We start from the raw sequence: 13647 nt of genomic DNA on the forward strand, positions 1-13647 counted from the left end.
ACCCCCCTATCGTATCTCAAATACCTTGTTCAGACGGGTTAATTGAAAAAGCTCCTTAACCGCGCCCTGAAGTCCTTGAACAATAATCCCGCCCCCGCGCTCAATAGCACGCTTATGAATGGCTACCAGCACACCCAGACCTGAACTGTCGATATAGTTTAATTTATGCGTATCAAAAACAAAATGAGACTTCCCTTGTTCAATCAGGGGAAGCAGCCTTTCTCTCATGACAGCAGCGTCTTCCACATAAATCTTGCCTTCTAATTCCACAAAAACCTCTTGCCTATTCACCCGAATATCTATTGACATGATTTTTCCTCCCTATTATTTAAGCTAATGTTTTTAAAAGAACCACAGAGTTGCCCTTGGCATTATAACGAACTTCATCCATAACCGCTTCCATAATGTATATCCCCCGGCCGGACTCCCCCCACTCCCATTCTTCCTCGTCTTCTTCCAAGGCCGAGACCTTAGCCATCACTTGATCTGCCCGGAATCCGCTCCCATTGTCCTTGACCCGAATGACCAGAAATTTGGAGTGAAGCACATACATACTCAGCGTTACCGCGGGAGCAGAGACCTTGCCCTGGGCGTACTTAAACCCATTGTTTACCGCCTCATTCAGGGCAACTTCCAGCATTGTTACTTCATTCTCAGATAAGGTTGTCCCCCCACCCCTATTCCCTAAAGCCTTTTGCAGACATTGGTGCAATTGTTCCCGATCATGGCGATACTCCTGCGCTGAATGAAAGGTCTTACGCATAAGCTTTTGCCGCATATCCCCCACCCACCTTTTCTCTCATTACGCTCCTTCGCTGCAACTACCGGCGGTTAGCAGCAGATAAATCCTAACGCAGTGGCATCATCGTTCAGTTCGTTGCCTGTGGATAAGGAATCCAGCCAATGCAAAGTGCTTTCTATGGTCATGACCTGAAGAGGGCATTCTTTCTCTTGAACCAAATCATAAAATCCATCTGTGAGAAGAATCATCCCATCCCCAGCTTTAAGGGAACACTCATGCTCTTCAAACTCCGCGTGCTCTGAAATCCCCAGGAAGAGACCCGGTTGGCTTAAGACCCTGATCCCCGGTTGTCCCCTTTCCGACGAATAGTACAGCAAATGATTGATCCCGGCCATGACATAGCTGAACTTGCCCTGACCGATGTCGATATCGAAAAAGATAGCCGCAGCAAAGCTATCCTCCGGGAGAATGCTTTTTGCCTCATGGTTCACCCATTCCACCTTCTCCGCCAGGGGAATTTTGCGTCCTACCACTTGACGAAAAAGAACCCTTAATGCAGTCACCTGCAGCGCTGCCGCCACCCCATGACCCATGACATCAAAGAGGAATCCTTTCAGGATCCGGTTCTTCTCATCCCAGCGATAATCGTAATAATCCCCGCTCAGATGGTGGTAAGGGAGATAGATGCTCCTCATCTTGAGATGTTCATCGGAGAAATCCGACCTTAAAATATTTTTCTGAATCTGTCCCGCTAATTGAACCTCTTTAAGGATCAGCATTTCATCAGTCATATCCCGAAAAATAGAGACATAATGGGTGAGCACGGCTTTCTCATCGCGAACCGCATGAATATTCAGCCATTCCGGGTAGATCTCCCCATTTTTCCGCTTATTCCAAATCTCCCCCTGCCATTGGCCTTTCTTGGTCAAATCCTTCCACATCTGAGTATAAAACCCATAGGAATGCCGCCCGGATTTGAGTATCCGCGGATTTTTCCCGAGAGACTCTTCCAGGGTGAAGCCTGTGGTTTTCGTAAAAGCGGGATTGACGTAGATAATATCCCCTTGGGCATTGGTGATGCAGATACCCTCCTGAGCAAACTCAAAGACCTGGGCAAAAATATGCTGGGTGGATTGATCATAGTCCATCACATTCAAGGGCCAATTCCAGGACAAAGACCTTCGATTCTTCTCCTCTTTCACTATAAATTCCTCACAGTACGATACTTCTTCGCCTTTATAGCACGCTTATTAACCTAATATCTTCTCGCTAATTTATAGTTATTCCTGCACGCTTTAGTTTAAACATGGGAAATAATTTGCAAATAATTTTACGCTTGATTCCTGGCTAAACTATGCAGAACCAAGAAAATTTTGCAGGTTTTTCGTCTTGTGGCAGGATTCCCCAAGGATAAGGTCGAAAATGAAGGATGGTCTCTCTATTAATTTCTTATTATTTTTCAGTATGCTGAATAAGATTAAAGAAAGGGGTGCTTAGATGATCTTCTTGATATTCACCCTGCTGGTTGCTTTATTCGTCGCCATTTTTGCCGTACAGAATGCTGCCCCCGTGGCCATCAACTTTTTTTGGTATGTGGCCGAGGTTCCTTTAGTATTAATTATATTAGGAGCGGTTTTAGCCGGAGCTCTTATCGTCTTTTTCATGGCTATCTGGCGCGAGTTCCGCTTAAAAGGAACCGTCAGAGCCCAGGCTAAAGCGGAAATCAAAGCCAAAAGCGAACCACAGGATCATGCCGTACCAAAAAATCTGGTGCCAAAGGATATGGTCCCCACGGAAACTAACCCTGCCGACCAGGAAGACACCGCTCTTCCTCCTGGCTGACCAGGATAAAAGAAAAAGGAGTCTGGATTCGTGAAGAACAAATATACCTTTTTAATGATACCTCCGGATCATGGCCCCACCCGACAATTTCAGGTAACCCTCAAGGGCAGGCGCCTCGTTATCACCGGCTTGTGTTCATTAGGTCTGCTTGTGATCAGTTTATTTTCCTATACTCTCTACCTTTCACATACTGTAGGGTCTCAGCAAGCCCAGCTGGCCGCTATGGTACAGCTGCAACAGGAAAATGAGGTCAAGGACCAAGAGATCGCCCGCCTTAAGGAAGAATCTCTTCAGGTAACTCAAGATATTTCCCAAATCCAGGAGTTAGAACTTAAACTGATGTCCATCCTGAATTTGGATCCCAGTGAGACCCCTTCCTTTGCCACCACCGGAACGAAGGCGACAGCGTCCGCAGGCCTGAGCCGGGGAGAAGCAGCTCCCTTTGCTCCTCAGGCCGTCATCAGTGATCCGGAACAAATCTCCCAGGAATTAAACCTTCTTCAGGACTACTACAACCTGGCCTTGGCATATCAGGAGGAAATTGAGCACACTCCCAGCCTCGCCCCTTTAAAGATACCGCTCACTGTGGCTTCAGAGTTCGGTTACCGCCGCAACCCTTTTGGCGGATATTCCAAAGAGTTTCATAACGGTGTGGATTTTCCCTGTAATTATGGTACTGAGGTCTATGCCACAGCATCCGGTGTCGTCTCTGTCTCCGGTTATGATCGGGTTTACGGGTATTTAATCGAAATCGATCATGGCAATGGCATCGAAACCATCTACGGCCATAATTCCCGCCTGCTGGCCAAAGTGGGGGACAAAGTAGAAAAAGGCGGCCTCATCGCCTATAGCGGGAATTCCGGTCGCAGCACCGGTTCCCATCTTCATTATGGAGCCAGAGTCAATGGCAAGACTGTCGATCCTCTGCAATTTACTGATTTTACAAAGGAGCAATGAGAGCATGTGGGGTAAACCAGAAAGTCCGAAACGCACTTCCAGTACTTTTTCCGCCACTTCAGGTGAGACGACCTATATCGCCGCTGATGCCGAATTTAACGGCAAGCTTACCTTAAAAGGCAATGCCCGTATCGACGGAAAAATCCAAGGACAGATTGCCCTGAACGGAGACCTGATCATTGGGCCCAGCGCTGTCATCGACGCCAATATACAGGCCGGTGCCATCAGCATCTCGGGGGAGGTCCGGGGAGATATCGTCGCTCAGGAGTCCTTGGAACTATGTGCCACTGCCCGTATGAAAGGGAATATCTTCAGCAAGCAGCTTAAGATCGACCAGGGAGCCCAGTTTATTGGGACAAGCCGCCTCTTGGAGGATGCGAAGCAGCCGGCACGGCCTTCAGAAGAAGTCCCGGCAGCAGCAAGTCATGGCAAAGAAACCGAAACAGAGGCTGACATGGAGGATATTTTAAAGCCTTTGGATCCCCTTGAGGAAGAACAAACCGACTCAGATAACCCGACCGCAAGCAGAAATGTCGCTTATGGAAAGCCAAGATCCCGACGCAGATAATCAAATGAGTGTCACCGACTGCTTCAGTGGTGACACTCCTCTTTTAACAGGCAAAATTTCTTGCAGTCCATTACAAAAATAGGCAATCCATGCATTACTTGTATAGAGGAAATTTCTTTTTTGCGTGGAATTATAATAAGTACGTATGACAGATGACTAATTTGGGGGAAAAGACTTGAAAACCAAAAAATATGTAGGATTAGCCCTGCTGTTTATCAGCCTCACTCTGGCCATCACTCTGGGAATTAATTTTATGCTCTACGCCAAGGACGACCACCTTCTCAGTGAAGGCATCACCATCTCCGGGATCGACGTAGGCAACCTGACCAAAGAGCAGGCCCAGGAAAAAATCAATCAAACCCTTGAAAAGTGGTTAGCCCAGCCCCTGGAGTTCCAGGCGGGTAGAGAAGTCACTTCCCTTCCCCTGACCGCTCTGAATCCCCAAGTAGATTTAGAGACCCCGCTCAATGAAGCCTATAAGATTGGCCGCAAGGCCTCCCTTTTCGCCAGAACCCAAAAAGCAACCACTGCCCAGGATGCCCGTTTTGAGCTGGGACTGACCTGGGATGAGCAACGGCTCTCCGAAACCCTCGCCGAAAGCCTTGCTCTATTCAATAAAGAACCTGTGGATGCCACTTTTAAAATCAGCGCCAATAATCTCATGGAAATCCAGCCCGATCAACCAGGGCAAGCTGTTCAGGCGGATACCCTGGTAAGCCAGATCAAAGAGCTGGAGCCTTTCCAAGATCCTGCACCGCTTAAAGTCGAGCTTCAGGAAGTAGCACCGGTGCTCCGAGCAGCGGATCTGGAAGCCAAAAAAATTGACGGACTGATTGCCAGCCATACCACTTGGTTTGATGCCGCCAATCTCGAGCGTACAGCCAATGTTCGTCTCGCTGCCGAAGCCTTGGATGGAACCCTTATCGAACCTGGAGAAATCATATCCTTTAATGAAATCGTTGGCGAACGGACCGGCGATAAAGGCTACCAGGACGCTCTCATTGTAGTCAACGGTGAATTCGTTCCCGGCCTGGGCGGCGGAATCTGCCAAGTCTCCAGTACCCTCTATAACACCGGACTTTTGGCCAATCTGAAGATCGAAGAACGGACGAATCATGGTCTGGCTGTAGCCTATGTCCCCCTTGGACAGGACGCTACCGTGGTCTATGGGGCCATCGACCTGAAGATGCGCAATACTACCGGCGGCTATCTCCTCCTCCGCTCCAAAATCAGCAACGGCTCCGTAACCATTGAGTTCTACGGGAAAAAAACTTCCGGACAGGAAATCGTTATCACCAATCAAGTGGAAAAGGTGATTCCCTTTGAAACCGAAATCATCCATGACTCAACTTTAGCCCCCGGAACTCAAATCGTTAAACAAAATGGCCAAAATGGCTATATAGCTACTGCCACCCGTACCATCAAAGTCAACGGGCAGGTCGTGGAAACCCAGAGTCTGGGCAGAAGCTCCTATATCCCCTCCAACAAGATCATCGCCAAAGGACCGGAGCTGCCCGCCAAACCCAAGCCGGACCCCAAACCTGAGCAGCCGGCACCTGAAACTCCTCAGGAACCGGAAACACCTGCCGAACCTGACCCCACTGAACCGGAAAGCACCAATTCAGGAGCCGAAGCTGCCGGGACTGAGGGTGAATCCGGAACAGAAACCCCAGGGGATGCGGAAGGGTAATACAGTATAAAGCCTGTAATTTTAAAAAGAATTACAAAGAAAAAACTGAATGCTTCCTGCTCACAAATTGTAGGAGCTCCCCTCAGACGAGGGGAGCTCTTGTTTTTACCCAAAACATGAATACTTAGCTCCGGCTTCCTTAATCTCATCGGGAAAGAAGGTCTTAGCAGGCACCTGCAGCTCTTTCGCGATTTTAATCCAGGTGTTGGGGGTCCCTTTACGCAATCCCCTTTCCAGTTGGCTCAGGTACCTATAATCAAGACCAGTCCTCTGGGCCAGCTCTTTCAATGTCATACCATTGGCTAAACGCCATTCGCGCAAATTATTATCCCTCTCCATCTCTGCTATCCCCTTCACGATGTATAATATTGCGAATAGTATAGCACATAACGCTTAATCTTGTAAATAATTAAAGGAAATTGAACCCTCAGCAAGAATGAAGCGTATCATTGATATGTCTAATCATCGCAAAATGGAGAGGGGTATCTCGTGCTTGAACTAGGAAAACAACTCAGAAAAATACGCAAAGACAAGAAACTAAGCGCCGCCGAGTTGTCCCAAATATCCGGCGTCGCCCGCAGTCTTATCAGCCAGCTTGAATCCGGCAAGCGCCAATCTACCAGCATAGATACAGTCTACCGATTAGCCAAAGCACTGAATGTCTCCGTGGCTTCACTATTAATAGAAGAGCCAAGCACACCACCTGCCATAGCGTATAAACAAAATGATAAGAAATCCCCGCTTTACCTTAAAGAACATTATTCAGCCTATCTGCCCACTCTTCAGAAAGCTGAAGAGGCAGGATTGACTCCTGAATTGCTGGGTAGCCTGATTGATGTCATCGCACGAATAAAGAAATAAGTCCATAAGCTAAAACCTCACGTTTATAAAAAGCGTGAGGTTTTTTGGCTTCCTGACAGCTGCCGGGTTCATCGAGAACCAGAGCAGCTGGTAATGTAATTATGATAGAGCTCATTAATGCGCAGCCTCAACGAATCCTTAACAGAATCCATTATATCAATCCTTCGTTCACCCACCCGACTCACCGGCAGAATCCCCATTAAAGCGTTGGTCAAAAAGACTTCTTCAGCGTCTTCCAGGAATGCCAAGGGAAACTCCCCCTCCACCCAAGGGATGCCAAGCTTTTGCGCACACTCCAGAACAATTTGGCGGCGAGTTCCCGGTAAACAACCGCATGACAGAGAAGGGGTGTAAAGAGTTCCTTTCCTGACGAAAAATAAATTGCTCAGAGTCCCTTCCACTAAGCAGCCCTTGGTATTGAGCCAAAGTCCTTCTCTGGCTCCTTTTTCCTCAGCTTCTTGCTTAGCCAGGATATTCTCCATAGTGTTGGTGCTCTTAATCTGTACCAGAGGGGAATATTCGTTACGAGGACGACTTAAGATGGCTATCGGTATCCCTTCTTGATAGTCTTTTTCCTTATAGGGGATAGAACGGCTATGATAAAGCCACTGGGGGGGTACTTCCTGCCCCGCTCCCCCGCTTAAGGTCACCCTTAGGGCAAATGCCGTGCCCTCTCTGCCGGCAGCGGAGGCCTCCCTTTGCACATTTTGCTCCAACTCTTCTCTCCAAACCTCATAACCCGGCATAGGAATACCCAGCTGTGCCGCTCCTTTGCACATGCGCCGGTAATGCAACCGGGGAACTTCAATATGCAGGCCATTGACTTTTAGGGTTTCAAAAATTCCATAGCCAAAGAGCACCAGCCGGTCATTTTTATCCAGCAAATTAGAATCCTCCCTTTCCCCTTTTACATCTTTACTAAGATTTATATACCCTCAAAAACTTGTCGCAAATCCACCATAAAATCCGGAAAGGAGTTGACCGTGACACTATCTTCTTCAGCATACATCTGGGGCCGTCCATAGCGTCCATCCTCTTGCAAAGTAAATACAGCTACCGTCTTATCCACCGGCTCTACTATCCAATACTCGGATACACCGGCTTTTTCATAAAGGCTAAATTTAAATACCTTATCCATCTTGCCGGTAGATGGGAAGGATATTTCAATAATTAACTTTGGTACTCCAAAATACCCTGTGCCTTTGAGTTTCGATGCATCGCAAATAACCGTAATATCCGGTTGAACAACATTCACCGTATCCTCGTCTTTGTTATCCCGGTTAACCGGCAACCGCAGGTCAAAAGGTGCCCCGAACACTCGACAAGGTTTACCGGCAAGATAAGTATTAAATTGAGTTGCCAATTGCATCCCAATGGCCTGGTGCTGCCATGATGGAGCTGTCATCATACATGGTATACCGTCCATGATTTCCCAACGTTCTTCATCAGGCCAGGTGAGATAATCAGCATAGGTACACTTTCTATCGGATTCAGGTATTGACATCAAATCAACCCCTTCTTCTTACTATTATTATTGTATCACAGACACCATCATTTGAACCTTCTTTACACCATGTTTCCCCTTTATCACAGAGTCATTGAGAGGCCTCAGATAATACCCTGAGCAAAGCCTTCACCTTCTGCAGGGCTTCCTGGTATTCTTCTTCGGGAACAGAGTCAGCCACAATCCCACCGCCCCCATTGAAATAAGCCTGGCCATCTTTTAAGAGAATGGTCCGGATCACAATATTGGTATCCCAGGCTCCATCAAAGCCCATATAACCGATGCTTCCCGTGTAAAGCCCCCGCTTATAAGGCTCCAGCTCTTCGATAATCTCCATGGCCCGGATCTTCGGCGCCCCGGTGATGGAACCTCCAGGAAAGATGGCTTTCAGAATCTCACTGGTTTTCAGTTCCGGCTTCAGCTTGCCGACGATGGTGGATACCAAATGCCATACGGTTGGGTATTGCTCCAGGCGAATCAAATCCGTAACCCTTACCGAACCATAGCGGCAGATCCGTCCCAAATCATTGCGCTGGAGATCGATGATCATGGTCAGCTCTGCCCGATCCTTCGTGCTCTCTGTGAGCTCCCTGGCATAAGCCTCATCCTCTTCCGGAGTCTTGCCCCGGGGACGGGTTCCTTTAATAGGGCGGGTCTCTATCTCACCTTGAGCACTGATCTGCACAAAGCGCTCCGGGGAACTGCTGAGAATCTGGAAATCCTCATAAGGCAAAAAGGCCGCAAAGGGAGCAGGGTTATAGCTATGGAGGGCTTTGTATAATTCCATAGGCTCCTTGGTATAAGGGAACTGGAAACGCTGGGTCAGGTTGGCCTGATAAATATCTCCGGCATAGATGTAGTCGATAACCCGCTGCAGATCCAGCAGATATTGCTCCTTGCTCACCGTGTAATGAACCCGCTCCTGGGGCTGCTCCAGATCTTTGCTGCCATTATGCCCTTGGTAAATTCCCAGCTGTCCTTGCTGGGTTCCTATCTGCCTTTGGTATGCTTCTGCCCTCTCTGGATGGCCCTCCTTTCTGCCACGCTCCTCAAGGAATCCCTCCAACACCCTGACAAGCCTCCCTACCCTTGCCTGGGCCAACGCTCTCCGGCATTCTCCGAACTCTGTCATACCACAAGCCAACAAGGTATAGCGGCGGTTCTCATGATCATAAACCACTATCCCGTCATACCAACTAAACCGCCACAAGGGCAGGTCCAGATCATTGACCCCGCTTTGAGGCATCTTCTCTAACTCATCTTTCAAATCATAGGTCCAAAAGCCTACCGCTCCCCCCACAAAAGGGAACTCCGTGGGATTGGGGACACGATAGCGCTCCACTAAACCATCCAAAACCTTTAACGATTCTCCTTCAGGGTAGGCCAGCCATTCCTGCCCGATAAGGGGGCTTAAGTCTTCCCTGCTCCCTTCCTCTTCCTCAGTGAAGCGTTTCACCCCTACCCCATCCCTGCAGGCACTGGCTTGCAGGAAAGGAAAAGCTCCCATAAAGGAATACCGCCCCAAACCCCCATAGTTCCTCCCGCTATCCAGGAAAAAAGGGTACTCACTTTCCTTAAAGGCCTCCAGCAACTCAATAGGCTGCAGGTCTATATCCAGCTCTTGAATCACCCATGGCGAATTGTGCCCACTTTGACCCTGGGCCTGCCACCATGTCCGAGCATTCTTGACCGCGTTTCCCAGCAGGTCATGGCCCTTTTCGGTCAGAATGGCTTCCGGATGGAATTGAACCCCTTCGAGAGGCAGCTCCCGGTGGCGAATCCCCATAATTTCGCCATCAGCCGTCTCTGCGGTAATCAGGAGTTCCTCCGGCAAACTCTCCCGCCTTAAAGCAAGGGAATGATAACGGGTGACCGTCAGGGGATTGGGCAGCTGGAAAAACACGCCTTGTCCGTCATGATGAATCTCAGACACCTTGCCATGAACCGGCGCCTTGGCCCGAATGACCTCCCCCCCCAAAATCTCGCCGATAGCCTGATGCCCGAGGCAAACTCCCAAGATAGGAACCTTGCCCTTAAAGTAATCAATCACCGTCAAAGTAAACCGGGCATCCCGGGGCGCACAGGGTCCGGGGGAAATAACGATCAGCTCAGGCTTAAGCTCTTCAATTGCATCAATAGTGCACTGATCACGGCGCAGTGCCACAACCTCTTCTCCCAATTCCCCGAAGTATTGATACAGGTTAAAGGTGAAGGAATCAAAATTATCCAGTATAAAGATCAACGTTGCTAGACTCCCTTCGCTTCTGCATTTTACGTCAAATCGACAAATTTCCTAAGCCTGAATATTCTATACACTTCAGTCAATCTCCTCTTCGTGAAACAGGATTCTTAATGAACGAAAGGACAACTTGGAAGTTGAGTCCAAATTGCCCTTTTTATAAATAAGCAGCCTATGGATTTAAGTATCTACCTTACCCTGCGCAAATCCCTGATATCCGCATCATGAGCTAAGGAACGATAGGGCAGCATTTCCAGGACTCTCCCCTGCTGTTCCTGGATATCGCTCATTCTCTTCTGATCTTGCTTGATCACATTAATGTCCTGCTTCATCACATCAATATCTCGCTTCATCACATCGATGTCCTGCTTCATCACATTGACATCTTGCTGAACTTCTTCCAGCATCCCGTTGGTATTGCCGACAATCCGAATCAAGTCTGCCGTCATTTGCTGCATCTGAGCCATATCCCGTCTGATGTCGCTTAGTTCCTTCCTTACAAAGGACTTAAAATCCTCGTCTGACATCCGGTTTTCCTCCTTTTCGCCTTTACAGGCCTGCAACACACAAATTTCCTGCTGATTCGCTTTCTATTAAAAATATACCATGATTTACCCTGCTTTAAAAGGCACATCATTTTCACCATTCCCACCCCGTCCGCATATTTTATAAGTAGATTCACAATGGAAAGGACGGGCCGACTCATGAATGCTTCAAGCACTGAACGCACACCTTTTGTCATAGCAGCAGAAATCAACGCCATCAACCGAGAATCCAGAAAAATGTTTCTGAAGAATGCCATCGAGGTGGGCCGCCGCCTCAAAGAGGCTAAGGAGTTGCTCAATCATGGGGAATGGCTGAAATGGCTCAAGGAATCGGTCAATTATTCCAAGAGCACAGCTGAAAACCTGATGAACCTATATAAAGAATATGGACCTAAACTTCTCTCCCTATCAGACGACGACTTAAATTCCCAAGCGCTTGGGAATTTAACCTACACTCAGGCGGTCCTGCTTCTTGGCCTACCCGAGGAAGAGCGGGAAGAATTTGTCGCGCAGAATGATCTTGACTCTATGACCACTCGGCAATTGAGTCAGACCGTCAAAGAACACAGAGCACCTACTCCTGTCAAAGAACAGCCTCAGTCTCAGGCAGAACTCCAGTCTGAGCTCCAAGCTGAGTCCCCAGTCCGGCCCACACCCCAAAATTCAGGGGATATCCAAATCCAATATGTCACCAGAACCGTCAAGCCCCGGCGGGAAAGCAGTACTAAACATGAATCTGCACCTGCACCCGCAACTGAATCCTCCCCCGTTACGAATTATGAGGAAAAATGCACCGCCTGCTGCCAAACCATCGCTGACGCCTTCCAGGAGCTGCTGAACGCTCTGATGCAACTCGCCAGACTTGACCCTCAGACTAAGGAGAAATGCAGCCAGAACGCCGGCCAGCTGGCTTCATATATGGTGGAACGGCTCAAAGAATGGCCCCCTGTTGTCACTACCAATATGAAAGGTGTCCGAACCCATTCCACCTATGAATAGAGATAAATTTGTCACCCCGGTGCTATGCCGCCCCTCCAAAGGAAAGGACAAAAATCAATGCCATTAACCGGAGGTCCAGAAAAATGCTGCTGAAAAACGCTATTGAGGTGGGCCGCCTCCTGCAAGAAGCCAAGGAATTGCTCAACCATGGGGAATGGCTGAAATGGCTCAAAGAATCGGTCAGTTTTTCCAAGAGCACGGCAGCAAACCTGATGAACCTATATAAAGCGTATGGGCCTAAGCTCCTCTCCCTGGCAGATGACGATCCAAATTCCCAAGCGCTTGGGAATTTAACTTACACTAAGGCGGTCCTGCTCCTTGGCCTTCCCGAGGAAGAGCGGGAAGCATTTATCGCACAGCATGATCTCGGCTCTATGACCACCCGGCAATTGAGTCAGGCCGTCAAGGAACAGAGAGCGCTCGCACCCCCCCTCGTCACGAACTATGAGAAAAAATACACCGTCTGCTGCCAAACCATCACCGGCGCCTTCCAGGAGCTGCTGAACGCTCTGGATCAACTCGCCAGGCTTGACCCTCAGACTAAGGAAAAATGCAGCCAGGACGCCGGCCAGCTGGCTTCATATATGGTGGAACAGCTCAAAGACCAGCCCCCTGTGGCTGGCATCAATACGAAGGGAATCCAAATCTATTCCACCTATGAATGGTGAACAATAAGCAACAAGTCAAACGGCTTGTTGCTTTGCATAAAGTAAAAAAATGCTATAATAAAAGCGTAAAATTCCCGAATGATGCAGAGGTGATATTATGTCAATGCCGCAATTCCGCAAGTCATTCAGGCATGGTATTGGACAGAAGAGTGGCAAGCAGCAGAATATGAAGCTCAGGAAGATATAAAAACAGGGTGAATGAAACACTTTGACACAGTCAGAGAATTGATGCAAGATCTGTAGAAATCCATCGTGTATTGCACGGAAGGCGTCATCATTCAAATATTCTCTGGTGAAAAGCCAGACTCCAGCCACCCTTAGTTAGCCTATCCCAAATCGGACACGAATCCGATTTGGGATAGGCTAACTTTTTTAGTGACAAAAAGCGTGAACCGGCCCACTTTTTCGCCTTGGCGGGAGTTTGCTCGTTCTACCCTCTTCTATTTATTAATGTTAGAATAGGACAAGAGATTACGTCTTATATAAAATAGAGACACTCTCAGATTCAGCCCCTTTTGATGAGTTCACTTTTTAACCCAGGAATCTGATTGAAGTCTTATCAACACTTTTATTGAGGAGAGAATCATGAAGAGATTAAGAAAACTACCGGCCCTGTTTCTTGCCGCCCTTTTAAGTGTGACGGCGCTTCCCAACACAGCAATGGCCCAATTGCCCGTCCTCTACCAGGATCATTCCCAACAGACTGTTACGGACGGCGTAACCGTGGAGAACATATCCCGTTTTACCACAGGCGGCTGGTTGAATATTAATGTGCTGCGCGTGGATATGACTAACCCTTATGTGAAAATTGACACCCTAAGCAATGACTCGATCACCGACGACCTGGTCAGCATTTCCGCCCTGGCCGAAAAAGAGGGGGCCGTGGCTGCTGTCAACAGCAGTTTCTTTAATCCGCTCACCGCCGGCAAAGGCTATGCAGACGGTCCCACCGTCCGGGCCGGCGATCTTTTGTCCACCTCCGCCTGGTACAACCGGAGCAAAAATGAAATGGCTTCCCTTTCCGTTGATTAT

The 13647-nt window shown here is 48.5% G+C and carries 15 protein-coding genes and 1 pseudogene; 8 read left to right on the forward strand and 8 right to left on the reverse strand.

Features of this window, described 5'->3' with window-relative positions:
• Positions 1 to 6 precede the first annotated feature (6 nt).
• From BUA14_RS25755 to BUA14_RS25765, 3 genes are read right to left on the reverse strand one after another with little or no spacing between them, the layout of a single operon-like run.
• Positions 7 to 309, reverse strand: coding sequence for an STAS domain-containing protein (locus BUA14_RS25755; protein WP_072775201.1), 303 nt, complete (start codon positions 307 to 309; stop codon positions 7 to 9).
• A gap of 19 nt (positions 310 to 328) precedes the next feature.
• Positions 329 to 778, reverse strand: coding sequence for an ATP-binding protein (locus BUA14_RS25760; RefSeq protein ID WP_072775202.1), 450 nt, complete (start codon positions 776 to 778; stop codon positions 329 to 331).
• A 53-nt stretch (positions 779 to 831) separates the two neighbouring features.
• Entirely contained in the window at positions 832 to 1890 is a 1059-nt protein-coding gene (locus BUA14_RS25765; protein WP_072775219.1) for a SpoIIE family protein phosphatase, read from the reverse strand.
• 349 nt (positions 1891 to 2239) lie between these two features.
• Between BUA14_RS25765 and BUA14_RS25770 the strand changes: the two genes are divergently transcribed.
• The 4 genes from BUA14_RS25770 to BUA14_RS25785 all read left to right on the forward strand — a co-directional run bounded on the left by BUA14_RS25770 (position 2240) and on the right by BUA14_RS25785 (position 5799).
• Entirely contained in the window at positions 2240 to 2584 is a 345-nt protein-coding gene (locus tag BUA14_RS25770; RefSeq protein WP_072775203.1) for a LapA family protein, read from the forward strand.
• Between the two features lie 30 nt (positions 2585 to 2614).
• Positions 2615 to 3541: a M23 family metallopeptidase gene (locus BUA14_RS25775; protein ID WP_072775204.1), complete on the forward strand. Its 927-nt coding sequence runs from the start codon at positions 2615 to 2617 to the stop codon at positions 3539 to 3541.
• 4 nt (positions 3542 to 3545) lie between these two features.
• On the forward strand, positions 3546 to 4109 hold the full coding sequence (locus tag BUA14_RS25780; protein ID WP_072775205.1) for a bactofilin family protein: 564 nt from the start codon (positions 3546 to 3548) through the stop codon (positions 4107 to 4109).
• Between the two features lie 175 nt (positions 4110 to 4284).
• On the forward strand, positions 4285 to 5799 hold the full coding sequence (locus BUA14_RS25785; protein ID WP_072775206.1) for a VanW family protein: 1515 nt from the start codon (positions 4285 to 4287) through the stop codon (positions 5797 to 5799).
• A gap of 105 nt (positions 5800 to 5904) precedes the next feature.
• Here the strand turns inward: BUA14_RS25785 and BUA14_RS25790 are convergent, their stop codons facing one another.
• On the reverse strand, positions 5905 to 6138 hold the full coding sequence (locus tag BUA14_RS25790) for a helix-turn-helix domain-containing protein (RefSeq protein WP_072775207.1): 234 nt from the start codon (positions 6136 to 6138) through the stop codon (positions 5905 to 5907).
• A gap of 150 nt (positions 6139 to 6288) precedes the next feature.
• Between BUA14_RS25790 and BUA14_RS25795 the strand changes: the two genes are divergently transcribed.
• Positions 6289 to 6660, forward strand: a complete 372-nt coding sequence (locus BUA14_RS25795) for a helix-turn-helix domain-containing protein (RefSeq protein ID WP_005816998.1) — start codon at positions 6289 to 6291, stop codon at positions 6658 to 6660.
• 68 nt (positions 6661 to 6728) lie between these two features.
• Here BUA14_RS25795 and BUA14_RS25800 read toward each other — a convergent pair whose 3' ends face one another.
• From BUA14_RS25800 to BUA14_RS25815, 4 genes are all read right to left on the reverse strand, one after another.
• Positions 6729 to 7544, reverse strand: a complete 816-nt coding sequence (locus BUA14_RS25800; RefSeq protein ID WP_072775208.1) for an aminotransferase class IV — start codon at positions 7542 to 7544, stop codon at positions 6729 to 6731.
• A gap of 41 nt (positions 7545 to 7585) precedes the next feature.
• A complete protein-coding gene (locus BUA14_RS25805) occupies positions 7586 to 8164 on the reverse strand; it encodes a Uma2 family endonuclease (protein WP_072775209.1) in 579 nt (192 codons plus the stop codon).
• 91 nt (positions 8165 to 8255) lie between these two features.
• Positions 8256 to 10406: an aminodeoxychorismate synthase component I gene (gene pabB / locus BUA14_RS25810; RefSeq protein ID WP_072775210.1), complete on the reverse strand. Its 2151-nt coding sequence runs from the start codon at positions 10404 to 10406 to the stop codon at positions 8256 to 8258.
• A gap of 185 nt (positions 10407 to 10591) precedes the next feature.
• Positions 10592 to 10930, reverse strand: coding sequence for a coiled-coil domain-containing protein (locus BUA14_RS25815; protein ID WP_072775211.1), 339 nt, complete (start codon positions 10928 to 10930; stop codon positions 10592 to 10594).
• 177 nt (positions 10931 to 11107) lie between these two features.
• Here BUA14_RS25815 and BUA14_RS25820 point away from each other — a divergent pair, with 177 nt between their 5' ends.
• The 3 genes and pseudogenes from BUA14_RS25820 to BUA14_RS25830 all read left to right on the forward strand — a co-directional run.
• Positions 11108 to 11947, forward strand: a complete 840-nt coding sequence (locus tag BUA14_RS25820; protein WP_242954767.1) for a DUF3102 domain-containing protein — start codon at positions 11108 to 11110, stop codon at positions 11945 to 11947.
• Between the two features lie 83 nt (positions 11948 to 12030).
• The gene (locus tag BUA14_RS25825; protein WP_242954768.1) at positions 12031 to 12615 is read left to right on the forward strand and encodes a DUF3102 domain-containing protein; all 585 of its coding nucleotides are present in this window, start codon (positions 12031 to 12033) and stop codon (positions 12613 to 12615) included.
• A 585-nt stretch (positions 12616 to 13200) separates the two neighbouring features.
• A pseudogene (locus tag BUA14_RS25830) lies at positions 13201 to 13647 on the forward strand (phosphodiester glycosidase family protein); the annotation flags it as partial.

Source organism: Desulfitobacterium chlororespirans DSM 11544, from assembly GCF_900143285.1.
GTDB lineage: Bacteria > Bacillota > Desulfitobacteriia > Desulfitobacteriales > Desulfitobacteriaceae > Desulfitobacterium > Desulfitobacterium chlororespirans.

Coding starts and splice junctions, on each gene's coding strand:
- BUA14_RS25755 (WP_072775201.1), bottom strand. CDS start 309: ATGTCAATAGATATTCGGGTGAATAGGCAAGAGGTTTTTGTGGAATTA.
- BUA14_RS25760 (WP_072775202.1), bottom strand. CDS start 778: ATGCGGCAAAAGCTTATGCGTAAGACCTTTCATTCAGCGCAGGAGTAT.
- BUA14_RS25765 (WP_072775219.1), bottom strand. CDS start 1,890: ATGGACTATGATCAATCCACCCAGCATATTTTTGCCCAGGTCTTTGAG.
- BUA14_RS25770 (WP_072775203.1), top strand. CDS start 2,240: ATGATCTTCTTGATATTCACCCTGCTGGTTGCTTTATTCGTCGCCATT.
- BUA14_RS25780 (WP_072775205.1), top strand. CDS start 3,546: ATGTGGGGTAAACCAGAAAGTCCGAAACGCACTTCCAGTACTTTTTCC.
- BUA14_RS25790 (WP_072775207.1), bottom strand. CDS start 6,138: ATGGAGAGGGATAATAATTTGCGCGAATGGCGTTTAGCCAATGGTATG.
- BUA14_RS25805 (WP_072775209.1), bottom strand. CDS start 8,164: ATGTCAATACCTGAATCCGATAGAAAGTGTACCTATGCTGATTATCTC.
- BUA14_RS25815 (WP_072775211.1), bottom strand. CDS start 10,930: ATGTCAGACGAGGATTTTAAGTCCTTTGTAAGGAAGGAACTAAGCGAC.
- BUA14_RS25820 (WP_242954767.1), top strand. CDS start 11,108: ATGAATGCTTCAAGCACTGAACGCACACCTTTTGTCATAGCAGCAGAA.
- BUA14_RS25825 (WP_242954768.1), top strand. CDS start 12,031: ATGCTGCTGAAAAACGCTATTGAGGTGGGCCGCCTCCTGCAAGAAGCC.